The organism is Sporosarcina luteola, from assembly GCF_023715535.1.
In the GTDB taxonomy this organism is placed as follows: Bacteria; Bacillota; Bacilli; order Bacillales_A; family Planococcaceae; genus Sporosarcina; species Sporosarcina luteola_B.
Genome location: NZ_JAMBOI010000014.1, coordinates 1 through 21933 on the forward strand (window position 1 = coordinate 1; position 21933 = coordinate 21933).

A 21933-nucleotide genomic window follows, 5' to 3' on the forward strand; every position below is an offset into this window, starting at 1 on the left:
TCGGTTTCCTTATACGGATTCAAAGATCCCAGCGTCCGCACGACTTTCCTTCACTTCTACTACAAAAAAATAGTAGCACAAACCATGGCCATGGTCTGCACTACTAATGTTAGTATGTTTCCGCGGGCGAGCGGTGAGCCTCCTCAGTCGCTTCGCTCCCTCCGGGGTCTCACCTGTCTCGCTTTCCCGCAGGAGTCGCCGCCATCCGCTCCGATCAACGGTGTTTGCAATTAAAATAAATTTGTTCAGGATAGCCATCCAGCTACTAAAATCTCAAGTTACCCAATATTGTTCTCTAAGTACGAAAACCTCAATATTGTTTCTTCACATCTTTATAAATTTCTCTAGCCTGTTTATAAATCTCATTACTTGGCTCGATTTGATAATTTCCAGCACCATCACTTAGATGAAAAATCCCCTTCTCATCTATCACCAAAGAACTTGAAATTTGGTCATTATAGATGAAGGTTAGCGTTACTGCTTTTTCATAATTAATTTGTTGGTTTGTTTGTCCACTATATTCTATTTCATTGTAAGCCTTCACAAGCGACTGAACAGTTTCTTTATCTACTTTGTTGTAACCCTCGTACAAGCTTTGTCCAAAGCCAATATCATAGTAATCAGCTTTAATTTGTTTGACAGAGTTACCATTACACCCGCTAACAATAAAAAATACACTTAGTATAATACACAAAAACAATAACTTCCTCACAACTTAACTTTCTCCCTTCAAACTCCGTGAATCTGTTGAACGATCAGTTGTGTTTGGCCGTTGCGCTTTTCCATTGTTCCTGTGATTTGCACCATTGCAAGTTCCTGTATATGGATGTTGCTTGCGGCGTATTGTCTTGGGAAGATCGTGCAAGATAGTTCTCCTGTTTCGTCCTGGAGAGTCAGGAAAGCCATCGCTTCGCCTTTTTTTGTACGGATCCGTTTGACTTCCCTAATCATTCCGGCGACTTTTAGCATCGTCCGTTCTTTTGCATCGGGAACGACTACTAGATCCACCACTTGTTCCTCCAACATCTTTTTCATTTCCAATGCTGGATGTTCGGATAAATAAAAACCAAGCACTTCCCGTTCATATTCGAGCATGGCAAATCTCGGCATTGACCCGCCAGGAGTGTATTTCGGCTTTGCTACTGAATAAATGATTTCGTGGAGTAAGTCATCTCCGTCGGGACTGACGAACTGGGCATGATTGCGCGCAGCTTCAATCGATGCCAACAGGACGGACCGGTCTTCTCCGAATTCATCGAGTGCTCCCGCTTTTATGAGAGGTATGATCGTTTTTTCGGTAAAATAAGTTCCTCCGATTGCTGCTGAAAAATCGAAGAGCGTCTTCCATCCTTCAGGCGTACGCGCGTCTTTAATGACATTGTAAAAAGACGGTGTCACGCCTTTGATTGATCCCAACCCGATACGAATAGCACCTTTCTCGACGATGTGGGAGAATTTGCTCTTTTGAATGGAAGGAGGAAGAATTTCAATTCCTTTCCCTCTAATTTCATGGATGTATTCCATTGTCTTCTCTTGGTTTCCAGTCGCCATCGACAACAGCGCAGCATAAAAATAAGCGGGTGCATTCGCTTTTACGTATGCCAACTGGTAGGAGATCAATGAGTATGCAACCGCATGGCTTTTCGGGAAGCCGTAATCCGCAAATTTGACGATCAAATCATAGATTTCACTTGCGGAGCCTTCAGGAAAGTTCTGTTGGACGGCACTTCTTACAAAGTGTTCGCGTTCCTGTCGCAGCACTTCACGTTTCTTTTTACTGACAGCCCTGCGTAACAGATCCGCTTCCGCCATCGTGAACCCAGCAATTTGCACAGCGATTTGCATGATCTGCTCCTGGTATACGATGATTCCCTCGGTTTCCTGGAGAATCGGCTCTAGGGTAGGGTGTAAATAATTATTTTTTTCCTTTTTGTTTTTCCTCCGACTGTAGAGCGGGATATTCTCCATCGGGCCTGGCCGGTATAATGCATTGATGGCGTACAGGTCACTGAACGCATCCGGTTTGATTAGCCGTAACGCATCTCTCATGCCGTCCGACTCGAATTGGAAAATCCCCGTCATGTCGCCATTCTTGAAAAGTTCAAAAGTCTTTGCGTCATTCAGAGGAATCTCTTCGAAATGCAGCTTCTTGCCCGTGTCGTATTGAATCATCGATTGGATACGGTCCATTAACGTCAAATTGCGCAATCCAAGGAAATCCATTTTCAATAAACCGATTTCCTCCACATCTCCCATTGCCCATTGAGTCAAGTAAATATCATCACCGCCATTTTGGAGTGGAACATTTTCGACTAATGGCATCGGAGACAGGATGACTCCCGCTGCATGGGTGGAAGCATTTCTCGGCAAGCCTTCCAACGTTTTAGCTGCTTGAAACCACTTGGCACGGATAGGATCCATTGCGATCCAGTCTTGAAGGGCTTTCGACTTGCTGACGGACTCTTCCAGCCTTTTGCTATGCCCTTCCTGAATCTGTTTGGATAAGAAAGACATTTCTTCGTTGGAGAAGTCGAATACTCGGGCTACGTTTCTTGCGACAGATTTAGAAGAGAGCGTTCCGAAGGTAATGATTTGAGCAACGTGTGCCTTCCCATATTTCTTAGCTACATATTCAATCACTTCAGAGCGGCGGTTATCGGCAAAATCGATGTCTATATCAGGCATTGAAATTCTTCCTGGATTAAGGAATCTTTCGAAAATGAGCCCATATTTGATTGGATCGACATCCGTGATTCCTAGGGAATAGGCGACGAGGGAACCCGCTGAGGAACCCCTACCCGGGCCTGTCAATATCCCATTCTCCTTTGAAAAACGCATGAAATCCTCAACAATTAAAAAGTAATCTGAGAAGCCCATGTTTTCGATGACTGTGAGTTCTGTGCCAAGCCGTTCATAATAAGTCGGACTTACGGTTCCGAGCCGGCTGATCAACCCTTCCTCACAATTCTTTTTCAGCAATGAAGCTGCCGTGTGCCCTTCCGGGACCGGAAAGGCAGGCATCAACGGACGGCTAGGCGGCAACTTCGCATTACAGGACAACATGATTTCAGCCATTGCTTCAATCCATTCAGGATGATCGGAAAACCAATGCTGCAACTCTTGTTCGTCCGGAACATGAGCATCATAGATATCCATTTTCGGCCTTGACGGGTCATTCAGCTTGTAACCTGACCGTATTGCCGCAGCTACTTCAAAAGCGAAAGCATCCTCTTTGTCAATATATCTTGATTCATGAAAGGCAGTAATGAATGTATCCGTCTCCTCGGCAATACGCTGAATTTCCTCTTCAGCGTGGTGCTTCACCCCACCTGGCCGGGAAATGCCGACAAAGACATTCCTACATGCTTTTTGGATTTTTAGGATCGTATCGGCTTCACGTCTATCATTCCAAGAATTATCGGTCATCGGACAAATGAAGACACACCCCTCGCTATACGCTTGAAGCCATTTAAGAGGTAGTGTTTCAGGCTCCTTTGTAGAAATCGCACTGCTGATTTTAAGTAGGTTGCTATAGCCTCTGTCGTCTTTCGCATATGCATATAGCAGAAGATCGTGACCGTCATCCAACTCCAACATGATTGATAATCCGATGACAGGATGGATGTCATATTTCTCCATCACTTTGCAGAATGAACGGACGCCATACATCTTCGAATTGACAATCCCAACAGATCGAGCCCCTCTCCTTTGCAGAAGCGGGGCCAACTGATCAAGCTTTATAATGCCGCGCAGCAAATCGGCGCCGGTCACAATTTGTGGATAGACAAGTACCAATGAAAATCCCTCCGAACCGTTACTTCACTGCACATAAATCTTTCAATTTCGCAATGACCTCATCCGCTTTATCCCACGAATAAATTGACGCCCCCGAAGCGAGCGGATGTCCCCCGCCGTCATATTCAGCAGCGAGTTGATTAATTACCGGTCCTTTTGAACGGAATCGGACACGGATCTGATCCTCTTCCTCGACAAAAATGACCCATGCACAAATTCCTTTTACATCCCCAAGGGCTCCAACAAGTTGAGATGTCTCGCTCGCGGTTACTCCGAACTTTTCAAGAATCGTTTTGTCGATTTTAATGAAAGCCGCTCCATTTTCATCAATCGTGAATTGTTGATAAATATAACCTTTCAAATTCAGCAATCTACGGTCTTCTTCATACATTTCCGCGAAGAGCTTCGTCCTATCAAAATCATATTTGATTAGACCGCTTGCAATTTCGAACGTCCTTACAGTCGCACTTGGGAAAAGGAATCGGCCTGTATCTCCCACGATCCCTGCAAATAGCAAACGGGCACAAGCATCCGACATCTTCCATCCATAATGCTTTTCCCCTTCTTCAAATAGAAGATATATCATTTCAGATGTGGAACTTGCATCGGTATCCACCCATCTCATATCTCCGTATGGATCGACATTCGGATGGTGATCGATCTTGAGTAAAAAATCGGCTTTCTCATAAAACTCTGCATCGATCCGCTCTGTATTACCCGTATCGGTAACGATGACAAGTGCGTTTTTATAATCGTCAGGTCCTACTTCATCCTGAATCGCTAAATAAGTGAGCATATCATCATGCGTTCCGGATGCATATACTTTCTTTTCTGGATAATTGGTTGTTATCAATTCCTTCAAGCCGACTTGCGAGCCGTATGCATCTGGGTCGGGCCGTACATGACGATGAATGATGATTGTGTCGTATTGTTCAATTGTGTCGATGATTTGTCGTTTCAATTTGCTATTCCTCCGGTTTTTAATGATTTCTGTTCGCATTTACTGAAAGAAGCCGCTACAATGAAAGAAGTTATTTGATGGAGGCTTTTTTATGAAAACACTCAATTTCCTACTAGTCTTTCTTATCATTGCATCAGGCGTTTATTATTTCTATTTCAAGACTCGTCAATTCAGAACACGTCAAGTGTTTCCCATTCGGAAACAGTACTTTGCAAGCAGAGCCGGTACATTTTTGGGGGGATTACTTTTCTTCTTCGGAATAAACCAGCTTCTTCTGTTCCAAGGGATTGCAACGTATGTCGTTTCCAGTCTATTCATCGTACTAGGCGCCTATATTATTTTCTTTAATATGAAAGCTGCAAAGCATTATAAACAATTTATTGACGAAGAGACTACTCTGAATGAAAACTGATGCGACCGCCGCATCAGTTTTTTTCATTCCAATCATCGATCGAATAGCTGATACATTACCATCGCTTTGGCGATTAGTTCCGAATCCGAGAAGAGATCGAAGTCCACTTTAACGAATCTCCTGCTCATATGAAGGATTCTCGGTTCAACTATTACAGTACTTCCGAGCTGAACATGCTTAATGAAGTAGATAGTCATATTTTCGGGAACGCTTTCTCCCCTTTTCCGCATTTTGATTGCACGGTTTCCTACATCCGTCAATAATGTCGTCAGTGCCCCGTACGACAGAGACCCCAATTGGTTCGTCATTTGTGGAACGACAGTGAATTCGATATTCAGCGGCTGATCAGGCACGGCTTTCATTTGGCCCTTGACGATATCATCGATTTTTTCGCCTTGCTGCGGTTGCCTTTGGGTCATCTGAAACGCTTTCAGGACATCTTGGCGGCTGATGATTCCTTGAAGAATTCCACTGTCGCTGACGACAGGCATTAAATCAATGCCCTCCCATATCATGCTATGGCCCGCGGAAGCGACGCTCGTTTTCCCATTCACAGTAATGGGGTTTTGTGTCATCACTTTTTCAATCAGGTCGGTCCCAAGCTTTCCAACAGCATCACGGGAAGTTACTATTCCAATCAATTTTCCGTTCCGATCAATAACCGGATATCCCGAGTGGGCCGTTTTCTGGTTCACTCCATTGAAATGAGCTACATTGTCCTTCGGTGAAAACGTGATTGTCTCAGCGAGAGGAGTCAGTATATCCTCCACAAGAAGTATTTCCTTTTCTATCAATTGGTCATAAATTGCACGGTTCAACATCGTTGCTACTGTGAATGTGTCATAACTGGATGAAATGATCGGTAAATTCAACTCATTCGCCAGTTTTTTCGCTTCATCGGCAACATCGAAACCTCCAGTGACAAGGACGGCCGCACCTGCACTTACTGCAAGTTCATGCGCCTTGAGCCTGTTCCCGACGATCAATAAGCTGCCTGCATCTATATACCGTTTCATATCATCAAGCTGCATCGCACCGATGACGAATTTGGTCAAAGTCTTATGAAGCCCGTCTCTTCCTCCGAGAACGACACCGTCTACGATATTAACGACTTCGGCAAATGTCAGCCTTTCAATATTCTCTTTTTTCTTCTTTTCAATTCGGATTGTGCCAACACGTTCAATCGTATTCACAAGCTTCTGGTTTTCAGCTTCTTTTATTGCCCGGTATGCCGTTCCTTCACTGACGGATAAGGCTTTGGCAACTTGGCGGACTGATATTTTCTCGCCGACTGCCAATCCTTCGATATAGCGTAATATCAGCTCATGTTTTGTCGACATTTCTTCACCTTTTTCTCTTTTAACCTGTCCCCATTTTATCATACATCGGAAAGAATAGTATTTGCAGGAAGACTCAGGTCGATAAATGGTTGAATACTGGAGTAAAGAAAAACCGATCCGGCGATGTGCTATCCGGATCGGTGACGGTATTTATAATTCCAGTGAGTCTCCCGCTTTCATAATCTTCACTTCATGGTTTACGACAAGATCCTTGAATGTTTCCGGATTTTGCCTAATTGGCGGAAATGTGTCGTAATGGATAGGCACGACAACTTTCGGATTCAGCAATTCAACTGCCGCCGCGGCATCTTCCGGACCCATCGTAAAATTATCGCCGATCGGCAAAAAAGCGACGTCGATGGATTGCTGTCTCCCGATGATTGCCATATCGCCGAAAAGGGATGTATCCCCTGCGTGATAAATTGTTTTTCCTTCCACAGTGAACAAAATTCCTGCTGGCATGCCTGTATAGATAATTTCGTTCTGGGCGGTCGTGTAGGAAGAACTATGGAACGCTTGCGTATATTTCACCGTCCCGAAATCGAATGTATGGGAGCCTCCGATGTTCATGCCATGCGTAGTAAAGCCCTGCCAACCTAAGTAGACGGCCAGTTCATTCGGTGCAACGATAAGTGGATTGCATCGTTTTGCTATGTCAAACGTATCTCCGACATGATCGTTATGTCCGTGCGTCAGCAAGATTACATCGGGATTCTGTACTGAAGCATCCAAGTCCGTCAGTTCATTGCCAGTGATGAACGGATCAATCAATAATGTCTTCCCTTCCGTCTCAATTTTCACGACAGAATGTCCGTGATAAGAAATTTTCATTTGCAAATCCCTCCAAATCTGTTCATATACACTATACTTCTTTATCTTACCGGAAAACCCTCTTTTTTGATATGATATGTATGTTGAGGAAGTTGATATCGGAGGGATAAGGTGAATAAAATTAATGAGATCAAAAGTTACTTGCTAGAAAATGATGTGGATGCGGCATTCATTACAACTCCGGACAATGTTTTTTATGTTTCTGGATTTCGCAGTGAACCGCATGAGAGACTATTAGGCGTGATGATCTTCAAGGAAGCTGAACCATTTGTTATCTGTCCTCTAATGGAAGTGCCTGATTTGAAGGCGTCCGGTTGGACATTTGAAGCGATTGGGCATCAAGATACTGAAGATGCTTGGGAAGTTCTCGCAACTGCAGCCGTGAAAAGAGGAGTTCCTCTTCAGACAATTGCAATCGAAAAATCCCATTTAACCGTCGAACGACTAGAACGGATGGAACAACTCTTCGAAGGAGCGTCATTCCAACGTCTCGACGAACAACTGAATAAAATGAGAAATATCAAAAGCGAGGATGAGCTTGTAAAGTTGCGCAAGGCAGCAGCATTGGCAGATCACGCAATCGAAATCGGCTGCAAAGAGATCGCCGAAGGGAAAACCGAGCTTGAAATTCTTATGGCAATTGAATTTGAAATGAAGAAAATGGGCGCAGAAAAGATGTCCTTCGACACGATGGTATTATCAGGTCCTAAAACAGCTTCCCCGCACGGAACGCCGGGAGACCGGAAAATCCAAAAAGGTGATTTCATCCTGTTCGACCTTGGTGTCGTATACGAGGGATATTGTTCAGATATTACAAGAACAGTCGCATTTGGCGAACCTTCCGAAAAACAGCGTGAAATTTATGAAACTGTCAAAAAGGCAGAACAGACAGCAATCGACATGGTCCGTCCTGGCGTGAAAGCAATGGACTTGGATAAAGCCGCAAGGGATGTCATTACGGAAGCAGGCTACGGTGAGTATTTCACGCACCGACTTGGACACGGGCTTGGCATTTCCGTACATGAATTCCCTTCAATTACAGGAACAAATGAAATGGAACTCATTGAAGGAATGGTATTCACTGTCGAACCGGGGATTTATCATCCTGAAATTACGGGAGTGCGAATCGAAGATGATCTAGTCGTCACTTCTGACGGTGTAGAAGTGTTAACGAAATTCCCGAAAGAACTGCAGATCATACAGCCTTGAAATTGAAAACATGCTGTCCGAAATAAATCGGACAGCATGTTTTATTATTTGCTTAGTAGCGTCTCAGCCGGAACATACTCCAAGCCTTGCGCGTCTGCAACAGCTTTATATGTTACATGTCCTTCCAATGTGTTGATGCCTTTTTGCAATGCAGCATTATCCAAACAAGCTTGTTTATAGCCTTTGTTTGCAATTTGCAACGCATATGGAACTGTAACGTTCGTCAAAGCCATCGTCGAAGTGCGCGGAACAGCTCCCGGCATGTTCGCAACTGCATAGTGGACAATGCCATGCTTCTCATACGTAGGATCATCATGAGTCGTCACGCGGTCGGATGTTTCAAAGATTCCGCCTTGGTCGATTGCGATATCCACAAGAACCGAGCCCGGCTTCATCGATTTGACCATCTCTTCCGAAACCAATTTCGGCGCTTTAGCCCCTGGAATCAATACACAGCCAATAACAAGATCTGAATCCTTTACTGATTCTGCAATATTGAACGGGTTGGAAACAAGTGTCTGAATGCTATCACCGAACATTTCATCCAATTGGCGAAGACGGTCTACAGACAAATCGAGCACAGTAACTTTAGCACCCATGCCGACAGCTATTTTCGCAGCGTTCGTTCCAGCCTGTCCGCCACCGATTACTGTGACTTTTCCGCGAGATACGCCTGGGACTCCTGAAAGAAGAATTCCTTTTCCACCGTTAATCTTTTCAAGATATTGCGCGCCGATTTGTGTTGCCATACGTCCTGCAACTTCGCTCATCGGTGCTAGCAACGGTAAAGAATTATTCACTTGCACAGTTTCATAGGCGATGCCGACAACCTTGTTATCTAGCATTGCTTTAGTCAATTCCAATTCAGGGGCAAGATGCAGATAAGTGAACAGGATTAGCCCTTCACGGAAATAATCATACTCGGAAGCAAGCGGTTCTTTCACTTTCATGACCATGTCTACATTCCAGGCTTCTTTCGCAGTAGATACGATTGTCGCACCAGCTTCGATATAATCCTCATCAGTAAAGCTGGAACCATGTCCTGCACCAGTTTCAATGAGTACTTCATGGCCTGCTGACTTCAAGTTGTATGCGCCTGCAGGTGTCATCGCCACCCGATTTTCATTATTCTTCACTTCTTTTGGAATCCCAATACGCATTTCTGATCCTCCTATATATAAGAAAGTTAGTTGGCCACAAATCGACAATTCGACAAGACCAAGTACTAACAATTCTATCAGAAGTTAAAAGAATTTGCGCTATAAATATAATAAACAAATTCTTCAACATAATATTGTTCTATTTTTATTCTGAAGGTTCCAAATTAAACTCCTATGTTTTTTGAAGTTTGTAAAGGGAATAGTATCAGTAACCCCGACATTTTTCAGACAAATTCCAGCGATTCCATTTTGAATTTCCAATAATAGAAGAGGGTTTATTCAATCTATATCGAAGTTAGTAAATGTAAATATAAATATATTGGATGGAGTGATTGGAATGGTATTAAAATACGAGCAGATTATCGTGGCTGTGGATGGATCTAAAGAATCCAGTTGGGCATTCAAGAAGGCAATGGGCATTGCAGCGCGCAATGACGCAACATTGAACTTGGTGAACATCATTGATACTCGTTCCTATGCGGCGGTTGAAGCATACGATCGGTCCATCTCGGAACGAGCACATAAATTTGCCGAAGATCTGCTAACGGAATACAAGCAAGAAGCAGAGGCAGCCGGGTTGAAGAAGGTAAACATCGTCGTGGAATACGGTTCCCCGAAAACGATGATTTCCCGCGATTTATCGAAAAAGCTTAGTGTGGATCTCATCATTTGCGGTGCTACCGGTTTGAACAAAGTAGAGCGCTTCCTTATCGGCAGCGTATCCGAAAATATAGTCCGCTCAGCGGCTTGCGACGTTCTTGTCGTCCGTACACCGGAAGGAATTTGACAAACAAGATAAGAACCTGCCCCTTATGCCGGGCAGGTTCTTGTCTTTCGAAAATTTTAAGTAGTCCACTGTATTATGTATGTCTACTCTCCTCCGTGTTCTTCGATGATTTGCATGGCAATGCCTGTCAACTCGTCATGTTCAGTAAATCGTTCAGATAGCATATCGGTAAGTATATGTTCCAGGAAGTATTTCACACAATTCATATCTTGAAACAACAGGATTGTACGTAATGCCTCTTCGTATATCTCTAAAAACAAAGGCTCGGGATTAGCCTTTTGAATTTCACCAAATGCTTCATAGAGCAAATCGATTTTATCAGCTACAGATAGAATGCGCCCTTCCAATGTCTCATCTTTACCCTCACTAAATCGCTCCAAATAAATGGCTTGAAACTCTTGTGGAAGTTCCTTTTCCACGAACTTCCTCGTCATTTCTTCCTCGACTTCACTGAATAACTGCTTCAACTCTTGCGAAGCATATTTTACAGGCGTCTTTATATCCCCGGTAAAAAGTTCCGCGTAATCATGGTTCAATGCCTTTTCATATAGAATTCTCCAGTCAACTTTCTGGCCGCAATCCTCTTCAACTGTGCCAAGAAATTGAGCAATTTTCGCCACCTTAAAGGAATGACTGGCGACGGTATGGTGCTGATATTTGAACTTTCCTGGACAACGAATAATTTGTTCTAAATCAGAAAGACTTTTAAAGTATTGATGTACACCCATCTTTTTCATCACCGCTTCTGTATTATTTGAGGACTTGAACATTTCCACACAGTACAATCATAATTACGTCTTGTAAATGCTTTCCCCTATTCTCACTAAAGTATGCAGGAAAGGGATAATATACACAGCCAATTCAATACTCCTACTCATTGAACGCCATGCAAAAAACCCTTCAAATCCATGAAAGGATAAGAAGGGTTAATTAAGATACAATAAATTAAAAACAATAATCGGATATCAACAGCACTTATAATTCCTCACTTACCCAGTCCTCAATCTGTTCGAGGAACCGGGACATCGCTAGTTTATCTGACATATTCGGCACTTTTGAGAGCAGTACATCCGGCTTTGCTTTCATTTCAGCATACGGCTTCTGCAGGATGAAAAGGCTCTTTTCGTGTGCGGCGCTTCTGAATAAGGATTCCGGTAATTGGAGGACCGCCCTGATGACAGCATTCTTTTTCAAATAGCGATGAAGTTCTGCTGATTGATCTGATTCGAAAAGGGATGAAGGCGTTAGGAAAATCGCATATCCACCTTCCCTCAAGTGATTCATCGATTGTTCAATGAATAGATGATGGGCAAACGCATGTCCTTCCGCCGGCATCATTTCAAAGCTGATGGCATTGTCGTCATCAGGATAATAGCCGACTGGAAGATCACATACGACCAAGTCAACAGGATCTACGAGCAAAGGACGCAATGCATCCTGAACGAAAAAGCGTACAGGCTGTTCCAGAAGTTCAGCAGTGATGGCAGATAATCTGACGAGTAGTTCATCAATTTCCACCGATGTCGCCGTTGCTTTATCTCCGATTGCATTCATGACTGTGAACAGCAAATTGCCCGTTCCTGCTGCTGGATCAAGCAAGGTAACTTGCTCTTTGTGCTGCATCAACTTGTTTGCAAAATGCCCGATGAGCATGCCAATCGCATCTGGTGTCATCTGATGATTCGGTTGAGCTTGCTCTTTCATCCCTTTCAGGACAGCGAGCTGAATTCCTCTTCGGATTTCCTCTTTTGTCACGGAAGGAGACAATCGGGGCATTCTTTCCCCTGACAGCCATTCCTGACATGCTTCAATGACTGCTTCCAAATAAAGGTCTTCATTGTTAGATTCTGCGTGTTCATTTAAAAATGTAAAGATCTGTTCAGTATTTGTTACCATTTCGTATCCCTCTAATCCAAAATATAGCTTGCTAAAAACCTTTTATAACGGAATATGGCCCACCCGTTGCCGAGTGGGCCACGTTATTATTTTGTCAATTCGTTTACGGCTGCAATCGCCTTTTCGTAATCTGGATGGTCTGTGCCTTCCATTACATACTCGACATAAGTGACTGTATCGTCCTTGTCGACTACGAAGATGGAGCGAGCTAATAGCCGCAGCTCTTTCATGACGACACCGTACGCTTCCCCGAATGAAAGGTCGCGGTGATCCGACAATGTCTGGACATTGCTGACACCTTCCGCAGCACCCCATCTCGCTTGCGCAAAAGGAAGATCGACGGATATCGTTAGCACTTCCACATCGTCTCCGAGTGAAGTCGCTTCCTGGCTGAATTTTCGCGTCTGTTCAGAACATACACCAGTATCGATGGATGGAACAACGCTTATCAATCTGATTTTCCCTTTTGAATCATTCAGCGTAACCGGTTGTAAATCGTTGGATAGTACTGTGAAATCTGGAGCTTTGTCGCCTACTGTTACTTCTTTACCGAGCAATGTGACCGGATTTTGTTTGAAAGTGACATTTACCATGAAGACGCCTCCTATTCATTTCAATTCATTCTACTAAACAATTGTTCCTGCTTGCAACTCTTCACCCTTGCGCTCCTGCCTCGTTTCAATTACTTCCCTTTCAAATGCTTGTTCATGGATGACGTATGTGTCAGCAAAAAGGTCATGTAACGCTTCCTTTTTAGGCATGAAGGCAACGAACAGATAAGGGATGGTAAGAAGCTTTGAAATGAAGCGGCCAATTACTTCCCTGAAGAAAACTGTTGCCCACGTAAGTTTTCCGCCGTCTTTTGTGACAACTTTTATCCCCAAAATCATCTTTCCTACCGTCTGACCTGTAAATTTTGTCATAAGTGCAAAATAAGCAAGGAAAAGGATAAGGAGTGTGACTTTGTATGGGCTGAATAAAAGAAAAGATGGATTTGAAATTTTAATATCCAGAACCCTGAATATAGGTTTGATGAAGATTCCGCTGATTGATGATACGACAAGCAAGTCAATGATATATGCCCAGAAACGTGTCCAAAAACCGGCAAATTTCGGTATGAATCGCTCCTTCTGGACAATCTCATATGCAGGGAGGCGTACTGCTTCAGGTATATCGTTCATCGGCTGGTTATTTTCAATATGATCCGTCATGCCCTATCCCCTCCTTATTTTTCACCATACAAGTACATCATCCGCGGCGCATCGTAATCTGAAAGCAATTTCCCGATAAGTTCAGACTCAATATTGCGTCCGAAAAGATTGCCGACCTTCACTCCGAAAAGCGAGCCAAAGCTATCCATCGGCGCGTATTCAAAAACTGTAGCGTTCTCCAACTTGTAATCAGCCTTCATTGCATCGATGACATCGCCCATCTTTCCGAAATCGTCTGCAAGACCGGATTCAATCGCCTGTCTGCCATTCATGATACGGCCATCCGCGATCTTTTTAACTTGTTCTGTCGACATGTTACGGCCTTCTGCAACAATCGCCACAAATCGTTCGTAAGAGTCATTGATCATTTCTTGAAGCATATTGTGCTCTTCATCTGTCATTTCGCGAGATCCGCTCATGATGTCTTTGTAAGGGCCTGTTTTGATCGTATTGAAATCAATCCCGTATTTTTCCGCAAGCTTTGCATAATTAACGCTTTCCATGATGACCCCAATTGATCCCGTAATCGTTTCAGGGTGCACAAAGATTTTTTCGGCAGGAGCAGATACATAATAACCTCCGGATGCGGCAAGTCCTCCCATTGCTACGTAAACGGGAATTTCCCTATCAATCTGGATCGCCTTGATGGCATCATAAATATCCGATGATTCCACCACTCCACCGCCTGGCGTGTTCACCGAAAGGACGATGCCCTTAATCGTTTGATCGTTCAAAATCTCAGTAAGCTGTGACATGAACATTTGGTGATTGTAACCGCCTGATGCGAACAAGGAACTCCCGACATCCTGGATGACGCCATCCAATGTAAGAACGGCAATCCGATCCCTGCCTTTTCCTTGTTCGATGACCACTTCGCTATAGCCTGTTTTTCCTGCAGCCATTTCTTCCATTAAGCCGCTGAAATCCCTCGTGAATAAATACGAAAGTGAGTTAATGCCTATTGAAATGAATACAAGTACTGCAGCTACGATGATCGCAATCCACCGTTTTATTGCCATTATGTAATTCCCCCTTCTTTCTTCCACCATTGTATACGTTTCGTACCCGATAAATGTTTCATTTTACTTGGAAGGATGATGAGCGCTCCTTTTTGTCGCGATCGATTCATAAACCTTTGAAACCGTGAAGAGGATAAGTGCCGACCATATCAATGAAAATGATAATAGTTCAATCCCGCCAAATGATTCCTTGTAGACGACTACGCCCAGGAACAACATGAGCGTCGGTGCGATGTATTGAATGAAACCCGCGACATATAACGGAATCATCCGCACTCCTTTTGCGTACATGACGAGAGGAAGTGCAGTCCCGATGCCTGTAAGGATGAGAAGAATATCTGTTTTCACATCCGCATGTAAAAAGACGGCTTGCCCTTTCACGAAAAGGAATATGTAATAGCCGATTGCGAATGGCGTAATGAATAATGTCTCGATTGCCAGTCCCCGAAGCGCATCCAATTTAATGTTTTTCTTAATGAATCCGTAAATCGCGAACGTAAATGCAAGACATAAAGCGATCCACGGAAATTTTCCGTATGAAACCGTCAGGATGATGACACCCGTAAAGGCAAGTAGGAAAGCGATTTTCTGTGAGGAGGAAAGTCTCTCCTTCAGAAAGAAAATGCCGAGCAAAACGGATACAAGAGGATTGATATAATAGCCAAGGCTCGTTTGTACGATGTAATTATGATTGACCGCCCATATGTAGGTGAACCAATTTCCTGAAATTAACACGGTTGCGATAAATAGTCCCCAAAATTGGGACTGGCTTTTCCATAGCTCCTTGATGTCACTAAGTAGCTCTCTGCCATTTTTCATGAGCAAAACTACAAGGACTGTGGAAACGAATGCCCACACGATTCGTCCCGTTAAAATTTCATCACTTTGTACATGTTCAAGATGTTTCCAATAAATCGGCATGAATCCCCAAAAGAGAAAGGCTCCGACGACCCATAGGACACCACTTTTTTCAGACTGCATTCAGGCACCCTCCTTTCGAATAGGACAATTATAGTCCTTCCAAAACCGTTCGTAAACCCATCAAGGAAAAACCGTCCATGCCATTCCGGCTTTGGACGGTATAAGTGATTCATTTATTCTGTTCTTGCTTTCTCAATTCTACGCGCATGATTTTACCGGAGGCCGTCTTCGGCAATTCACTCAAAAACTCGATTTTTCTCGGGTATTTATAAGGAGCTGTAAGTGTTTTCACGTGCTCCTGTAATTCTTGTACAAGATTGTCATCTTGCTTCATTGCAGGATCGCGTAGGACGATGAAGGCTTTGACGATGCTTCCCCTCACTTCATCGGGACTGCCGACAACTGCACATTCACGTACTGCGGGATGCTTCGTCAGCGCATCTTCAACTTCAAACGGACCGATCGTATAACCTGAACTGATGATAATATCATCGCCGCGCCCTTCAAACCAGAAGTAGCCATCCTCATCGAGCCGTGCACGATCCCCCGTAACGTAATATTCGCCCCTAAACTGCATTTTAGTCCTTTCAGGGTCATTCAAATATTCTTTGAAAAGGGCAGGCGTCGAAATGTGGACAGCAATATCGCCCACCTCTCCGGCAGAAACCGGATTGCCTTCATCATCGATGATGTCCACACAGTTCCCTGGAGTCGGTTTCCCCATCGAACCCGGTCTGGCTTCCATTCCTAACATTGTTCCGACAAGCAGGGTATTTTCCGTTTGTCCATACCCATCCCTGACCGCAAGATTGAAAGTCCTCTCAAAAATATCGATCACTTCCCTGTTCAACGGCTCGCCTGCTGATACAGCACTGCGAAGGGAGGAAAGGTCGTAGTCCTGTAAATTTTCGGCTTTTGCGATGAACCGGTATTCCGTTGGCGTACAGCATAGCACGTTCACTGCATATTTTTTCATTAAATCCAAATACGTATTCACATCGAATTTCCCGTCATAAACAAGTCCTGTCGCTCCGCTGCCTAGAACGGAAAGGAATGGTGACCATATCCATTTTTGCCATCCCGGTGCAGCGGTCGCCCATACGACATCTCCTTCCTCAATGCCAAGCCAGTTTGGTCCCGCGGTCCGTAAATGTGCATAGGCCCAAGCGTGTGTATGAACGACTCCTTTCGGCTTTCCTGTCGTACCTGAAGTATACGACAGGAAAGCCATATCCGTCCCCTTCGTATTGGGAACTTCAAAATCAGAAGAGGCCGATTCCATCATTCGTGTCAATGATTTTTGTCCATCTTTTGCTTCACCTATAACAAATAATTGGACGTCTTGTAGATTTTCCACGTCTTCAAACTGATCCATGAATGCGTCATATGCAATGATCGCTTTAGCCTGACTGTGTTCCAACCTATATTCAATATCCGAAGAACGAAGCATTTCAGAGCTTGGAATGACAACAATCCCTGCCATCAATGCTCCGATATATGTTACATATGCATCAATTGTCCGGGGGACCATGACAAGGATGACATCCCCTTTGCCCAAGCCGTTTTGGATAAAAACATTCGCGCACTTTTTCGCTGAAGTCATTAATTCATCGTATGTAATTTCCTTTTCCTGTCTATCCGAACTGATATAAATGAGCGCGCGCTTTTCCTTGCCAGTAGCGTACTTTTCAAATTCAGAAACAAGATTATAGTTCTCCGGTGCAAGTAAATCTTCACGTTTCATCTAATTTCCCCCTTTTCGTCTATCACAATTATACAAACGTCTTGTGGAAATTTCAAAACATATTCATTTTTCTTGCAAGGCGTATGAATAACCTATCCATTCGAGGTGAAGAATGAGGTGTAATGCAACTAAAAGAAAAACTGCCCCGGAAAACCGGGACAGCTGGCGTGCGTCTGTTATTATTGTTGGAAACCGTTCATTTGTTGTTGGGCTTGACGCACTAATCGCTTAGTAATTTCTCCGCCGACGGAACCGTTGGCACGCGATGTGGAGTCTGCTCCAAGGTTTACACCAAATTCTGCAGCGATTTCGTTTTTCATTTGGTCAAGCGCTTGTTGTGCCCCTGGAACTAGAAGTTGGTTTGAGTTGCCGCTGTTGTTGTTAGCCATGTTGTTCTCACCTCCTTGTGCATATAGAATGGACCGTTTCCGGAAATTCATGCAGGAGGCTAAAATGGTAATTATTGCCCTTATATCAAAGCAGATCCTCGAAATCATCCTTCTCATGTTGACGCCAAACTTCGATAACCTCTCTATTTCTCACCGCTTCTTCAATCAATGGTTGAAAATCAAAAAAGCTTTCAAAACGATGGACTTTTTCAAGTTTCGGTTTTGTTTTTGGATTGCTCGGGGTAAAGATTGTACAGCAATCTTCATATGGCCTAATTGAAGTTTCGTAAGTCCCGATCCGCTCTGAAAGCTCGATAATGTCCAGTTTATCCATCGCAATCAAAGGACGGAGAATTGGCGTGGAAGTCACTTCATTAATAGCAGTCAGGCTCTCAAGCGTTTGACTCGCCACTTGCCCGAGGCTTTCCCCGGTGACAAGCGCTAATGCGCCGATTTCTTCTCTCACTTTATCGGCGATTTGAAGCATCATTCTTCTCGTAGTCGTCATTGATAAATTATCAGGTACTTGTTGGACAATGGCTTGCTGCAACTCTGTAAAAGGAATGACGTGAAGACGGACTGGCGCACCGAACGAGCATAGTTTTTCAGTCAAATCCATCACTTTTTGTTTTGCCAACTCACTCGTATACGGCGGGCTTGCAAAATGGATCGCATCAATTGAGACGCCGCGTTTCATAAGAAGATATCCCGCGACCGGACTATCGATGCCGCCTGAAAGCATAAGCAGTGAATGCCCATTTGAACCGACAGGCATGCCGCCCGCACCTTTATACACTTTGGACGTCAGGAATGCACCCTCCTTCCGGATATCGACATGCAGCAGTATATCCGGCTTTTTCATTTGAACGATAAGTTCAGGAAAATGATGCAATACATGTCCACCGAGTGCTTGTTGCAGTTCTGCTGTCACGTATGGGAATGTTTTATCCGCCCGTTTTATTTCCACTTTGAATGTTTTGCCTGCCGTATCTTCAGTACCGACCACTTCGAGCGCCTTCTCTTTAATGGCGTCCAGATCAGCTTCGCACATAGCAACCGGACTGAATGACTGGATGCCGAAAATATACGGCAGCCGTTCAATTGCCTTTTGCATATCAGACTCTTCATCAGCGATTAAAAACATCCGGTCACGCTCGGCACGCAATTGAATAGATTTCAGATCACTCATTGCACCCTTTATGTTGTTTCGTAATTTACGCACGAAGTGATTGCGGTTACGCCCTTTCAGCGACAATTCTCCGTATCGTATTAAAATTTCCTTCCATTTCATTAGTTACATTCCCCTCTCAATCAATTCCATAAAGCTTTTAAGCACTTTTATGAATTCGGCGATTTCGTCTTTTGTATTAGTGTTGCCGAAGCTGACTCGGATGACACCGTTTTTAAATTTATTTTCCAATCCAATTGCTTCGATGACATGTCCCGCATTTTTATTTTTCGAGGAGCAGGCGCTTGAAGTCGATATGATGATGCCATGTTCCTGGAAGTAATTCACGGCCACTTCTCCATTGATCGATTTGAACGAAATGGATAGAATATGCGGCGCGCCATGATGCGGCGAAAGGATGCGTATGTTTTCATACAAACTGCATGCATCTATCAACAGATTCCGCCACTCCCGATAATCTGCACTGTCTTCATGAATAGTGCTCATTCTCATCGCCTTTGCCATAGCAACAGCATTCGGAACTGAAACTGTACCACTTCTCAAGCCATTTTCTTGACCGCCGCCGAAATTGATTGCGTGTGGTGTAACGTTTTTTTTCAAAAACAAAGCACCAGAGTTTTTCAATCCATTCATCTTATGCGCTGAGACGGTGATGGCATCCAGGCCTAATGATTCCATGCTGACAGGCAGCTTCCCGAAACTTTGGACGCAGTCCGAGTGAAAAACTGCACGGCTGCTTTTTTTGATCAATTCGGCGCACTGCCTGATCGGTTGGATTGTGCCGATTTCATTATTGACATGCATGATACTGACAAGGATGGTGTCCTTTCTAAGCTTCTTCTCCAATTCCTCTATCGAGATTAGTCCTTGGGCGTCCACTGCCAAGTAGTCCACTTCGAATCCGATCTCTTCCAACTTTATACATGCATTCAAGATGGAAGGATGTTCGATTTGAGTTGTGATCACATGATTGCCTCTCGAACGATATGCTTCAGCGATGCCTAGAATGGCCAAATTATTCGCTTCCGTTCCACCCGACGTGAGTACGACTTCTCCGCTTTCATTATCGATAAGCTTTAGCATTTGTTCTTTCGAACGCTTCAATAAAGCTTCAGCTTCCCTTCCTAACACATGGAGCGAAGCGGGATTCGCATAATATTTCATATTTGCGGCAATGAAAGATTCGAGTACGCTCTCATCCGGTCGTGTCGTTGAACTGTTATCAAAATAAATCATATGGATTTCCCTTCCTTTTTGGCGCAATAAAGCCACCCGCAATTAGTATGCCGGTGGCTTGTTACTGTCAACCAACTATCAATTACTTCCTTATATTACACTTGTTCCTTCAACATTTCTTCAATTTGCTTCATTGCACCCGGCTCGACTGCTTCCACAGCTGTAGCCGCTTCTTCCAATGCCTTCGCATAGCGGAATTGCCGGAAAGATTCTTCTGCATCGAGCAATCTTTCGTGCATTTCCGGATTGGATGCACGGTAGCGGTTTCCATACTGGATGATCCGCTCTACGAGCATCACGTTTTCAAGAAGCTCCTCGACTTTTTCATTCACTTCTTTTACAACGTTTTGCGCATTCGCTAAATAGCTTTCAGCAACGGACATATTCAACGGAATTTCCTGCAAGCTTTGGCTTACTAGGAAAAGCTGTTCCTCCGCTTCTTCAAGCCTAGCATCCATTTCATCCGGAATGCCTGGAATATTGCCTCTGTGAAGCTTCCGATCAGCATTTTGCAGTTCCCGTGCTAGATCAGCCAGCTTGTTCCTGACAGTATTTTCGTCTATCCGAAGATTTTTCATCCGGTTGGCAAGACTTTCTTGTTCCTCCGCGATTTCCTCAAGCTCATCGGAAATTCCTTTAAGTTCCGCTTGTATGTAGGAATAGGCCGAGTCTTCTTCCTCCATCATGATTTTCAACGTGTCATGACGATTTTGGATTGTTTCCAACCTTTTCAAGCTTGCTTGAGGCAATTTCGCTTCTTTTTCATCCAACCGGTAACTTTGTTGCACATAGACGGCTTCATCGGATGTTTCCCTAGTTAATTGTATGATGGCATCGAGCGATTCTTCAATTTCAGCAAAATGAAAATCAACATAATGCTTGGCATTCACTTCTTTTTCCAATGAATCGTAGAATGTATCGATACGGTCGTTCATATCCATAACGTTTTGCCGTACCGCATCGATATCAAGATGGGCCAATCTCGTCAATTGTTCGCCGATTCCTTCTTCGATTTCATCCAACTGATGATGCAGGTCAAGATGTGCCAAGTTATAGGATTGGTCTTCCATTTCCTTGATTCCAATCCGCAATTCCCGTATGGAAGCCGGCATCTTGTTTTGAAGTTCCGTCAGCAATGAAGGAATCTCATGGATAAGCGTCGACAGCCTCTCCCCTTTTGCAGATAGGGTGATGACAATTTCACGTGCAAGCAAATAATTTCCATTTGCCGTCAATTCATCATATTGCTCGAATTTAGGAGTGAAGGACTCAAGTTCTTTCTCTAATGGGACGACTGTCATTCCGTAAGAATGCTGATGGGCTAAAATTGATTTCCTTGCCAATCTGTATTGCTCGCGGAGGTTTTCCATTTCAATCCTGTTCTTTTCCTCGCTGCCGATCAATTCATTCAGCTCGTCCAATATGTCGTTTTTCCTCTTGTCACAGTCGCGGATTTTTTCCTGGATCTCTTTTTCCGTTGCCGTCGCCTTTTTAAACCGGAAACGATCAATCATATCTTCCGCATCAAAGAGCAATGAATCGATTTTTGGCATATGTACATCGACGACTTCGGTCCACTCATTTCTCCACCGCTCGAATTTCTCCTCAGTTTCGCCTGTCATATTCAGTTGTTTTACTTTCATCATCTCTTCAAAAATCGGTTTGTTTTGAATTTGCATCTTTTCATGTTCCAGTTTGTTGATTTCGCTAATATGTTTACGCCTGAACAAAAAGGCGATGGTAATAAGTACAAGTAGAACAATAATTGGAATGATGAAGTATTTCACCATTGTGATCCCCCTATTCCGAAGTCACTGAAATATACTTTTAACT

The 21933-nt window shown here is 43.9% G+C and carries 20 protein-coding genes; 3 read left to right on the top strand and 17 right to left on the bottom strand.

Annotated features, from left to right (window positions below; translation table 11 throughout):
* Nucleotides 1–310: 310 nt before the first annotated feature.
* Genes M3191_RS16190 through M3191_RS16200 form a run of 3 tightly spaced genes read right to left on the bottom strand, consistent with a single transcriptional unit; the run spans nt 311 to nt 4756 of the window.
* Nucleotides 311–712 carry a hypothetical protein gene (locus M3191_RS16190; protein ID WP_251701408.1) on the bottom strand — a complete coding sequence of 134 codons (402 nt, stop codon included), beginning with the start codon at nt 710–712 and terminating at the stop codon, nt 311–313.
* Between the two features lie 17 nt (nt 713–729).
* Complete coding sequence (locus M3191_RS16195; protein WP_251701409.1) at nt 730–3795, bottom strand: DNA polymerase III subunit alpha; 3066 nt, start codon at nt 3793–3795, stop codon at nt 730–732.
* Nucleotides 3796–3814: 19 nt separating this feature from the next.
* A complete protein-coding gene (locus M3191_RS16200; protein ID WP_251701410.1) occupies nt 3815–4756 on the bottom strand; it encodes a DHH family phosphoesterase in 942 nt (313 codons plus the stop codon).
* Nucleotides 4757–4847: 91 nt separating this feature from the next.
* On the opposite strand from M3191_RS16200, the gene M3191_RS16205 reads away from it, so the two are divergent.
* Nucleotides 4848–5168, top strand: coding sequence for a YtpI family protein (locus M3191_RS16205; protein WP_251701411.1), 321 nt, complete (start codon nt 4848–4850; stop codon nt 5166–5168).
* Nucleotides 5169–5200: 32 nt separating this feature from the next.
* Here M3191_RS16205 and M3191_RS16210 read toward each other — a convergent pair whose 3' ends face one another.
* Nucleotides 5201–6508 carry a DRTGG domain-containing protein gene (locus M3191_RS16210; RefSeq protein ID WP_251701412.1) on the bottom strand — a complete coding sequence of 436 codons (1308 nt, stop codon included), beginning with the start codon at nt 6506–6508 and terminating at the stop codon, nt 5201–5203.
* A 150-nt stretch (nt 6509–6658) separates the two neighbouring features.
* Complete coding sequence (locus M3191_RS16215) at nt 6659–7339, bottom strand: metal-dependent hydrolase (protein ID WP_251701413.1); 681 nt, start codon at nt 7337–7339, stop codon at nt 6659–6661.
* A gap of 111 nt (nt 7340–7450) precedes the next feature.
* Between M3191_RS16215 and M3191_RS16220 the strand changes: the two genes are divergently transcribed.
* Nucleotides 7451–8548, top strand: a complete 1098-nt coding sequence (locus tag M3191_RS16220; protein ID WP_251701414.1) for a M24 family metallopeptidase — start codon at nt 7451–7453, stop codon at nt 8546–8548.
* Between the two features lie 44 nt (nt 8549–8592).
* Here M3191_RS16220 and ald read toward each other — a convergent pair whose 3' ends face one another.
* Complete coding sequence (ald, locus tag M3191_RS16225; RefSeq protein ID WP_251701415.1) at nt 8593–9708, bottom strand: alanine dehydrogenase; 1116 nt, start codon at nt 9706–9708, stop codon at nt 8593–8595.
* Between the two features lie 337 nt (nt 9709–10045).
* On the opposite strand from ald, the gene M3191_RS16230 reads away from it, so the two are divergent.
* Nucleotides 10046–10495, top strand: coding sequence for a universal stress protein (locus tag M3191_RS16230; RefSeq protein ID WP_251701416.1), 450 nt, complete (start codon nt 10046–10048; stop codon nt 10493–10495).
* A gap of 83 nt (nt 10496–10578) precedes the next feature.
* Here M3191_RS16230 and M3191_RS16235 read toward each other — a convergent pair whose 3' ends face one another.
* The 11 genes from M3191_RS16235 to ezrA all read right to left on the bottom strand — a co-directional run bounded on the left by M3191_RS16235 (nt 10579) and on the right by ezrA (nt 21890).
* Nucleotides 10579–11223 carry an HD domain-containing protein gene (locus tag M3191_RS16235; RefSeq protein ID WP_251701417.1) on the bottom strand — a complete coding sequence of 215 codons (645 nt, stop codon included), beginning with the start codon at nt 11221–11223 and terminating at the stop codon, nt 10579–10581.
* A gap of 247 nt (nt 11224–11470) precedes the next feature.
* Entirely contained in the window at nt 11471–12391 is a 921-nt protein-coding gene (locus M3191_RS16240) for a class I SAM-dependent methyltransferase (protein WP_251701418.1), read from the bottom strand.
* An 86-nt stretch (nt 12392–12477) separates the two neighbouring features.
* Nucleotides 12478–12984 (bottom strand): thiol peroxidase, encoded by a 507-nt coding sequence (gene tpx, locus M3191_RS16245; protein WP_251701419.1) that lies wholly within the window; start codon nt 12982–12984, stop codon nt 12478–12480.
* A gap of 33 nt (nt 12985–13017) precedes the next feature.
* Nucleotides 13018–13602, bottom strand: a complete 585-nt coding sequence (locus M3191_RS16250; RefSeq protein WP_251701420.1) for an RDD family protein — start codon at nt 13600–13602, stop codon at nt 13018–13020.
* Between the two features lie 14 nt (nt 13603–13616).
* Entirely contained in the window at nt 13617–14621 is a 1005-nt protein-coding gene (gene sppA, locus M3191_RS16255; protein WP_251701421.1) for a signal peptide peptidase SppA, read from the bottom strand.
* 63 nt (nt 14622–14684) lie between these two features.
* A complete protein-coding gene (rarD, locus tag M3191_RS16260; RefSeq protein WP_251701422.1) occupies nt 14685–15602 on the bottom strand; it encodes an EamA family transporter RarD in 918 nt (305 codons plus the stop codon).
* Nucleotides 15603–15711: 109 nt separating this feature from the next.
* Entirely contained in the window at nt 15712–17286 is a 1575-nt protein-coding gene (gene mbcS / locus M3191_RS16265) for an acyl-CoA synthetase MbcS (protein WP_251701423.1), read from the bottom strand.
* A 179-nt stretch (nt 17287–17465) separates the two neighbouring features.
* On the bottom strand, nt 17466–17675 hold the full coding sequence (locus tag M3191_RS16270; RefSeq protein ID WP_251694152.1) for an alpha/beta-type small acid-soluble spore protein: 210 nt from the start codon (nt 17673–17675) through the stop codon (nt 17466–17468).
* An 85-nt stretch (nt 17676–17760) separates the two neighbouring features.
* The gene (gene thiI / locus M3191_RS16275; protein WP_251701424.1) at nt 17761–18966 is read right to left on the bottom strand and encodes a tRNA uracil 4-sulfurtransferase ThiI; all 1206 of its coding nucleotides are present in this window, start codon (nt 18964–18966) and stop codon (nt 17761–17763) included.
* Nucleotides 18967–18969: 3 nt separating this feature from the next.
* Nucleotides 18970–20100 carry a cysteine desulfurase family protein gene (locus M3191_RS16280; protein ID WP_251701425.1) on the bottom strand — a complete coding sequence of 377 codons (1131 nt, stop codon included), beginning with the start codon at nt 20098–20100 and terminating at the stop codon, nt 18970–18972.
* 95 nt (nt 20101–20195) lie between these two features.
* Nucleotides 20196–21890: a septation ring formation regulator EzrA gene (gene ezrA / locus M3191_RS16285; RefSeq protein ID WP_251701426.1), complete on the bottom strand. Its 1695-nt coding sequence runs from the start codon at nt 21888–21890 to the stop codon at nt 20196–20198.
* Nucleotides 21891–21933: the final 43 nt, after the last annotated feature.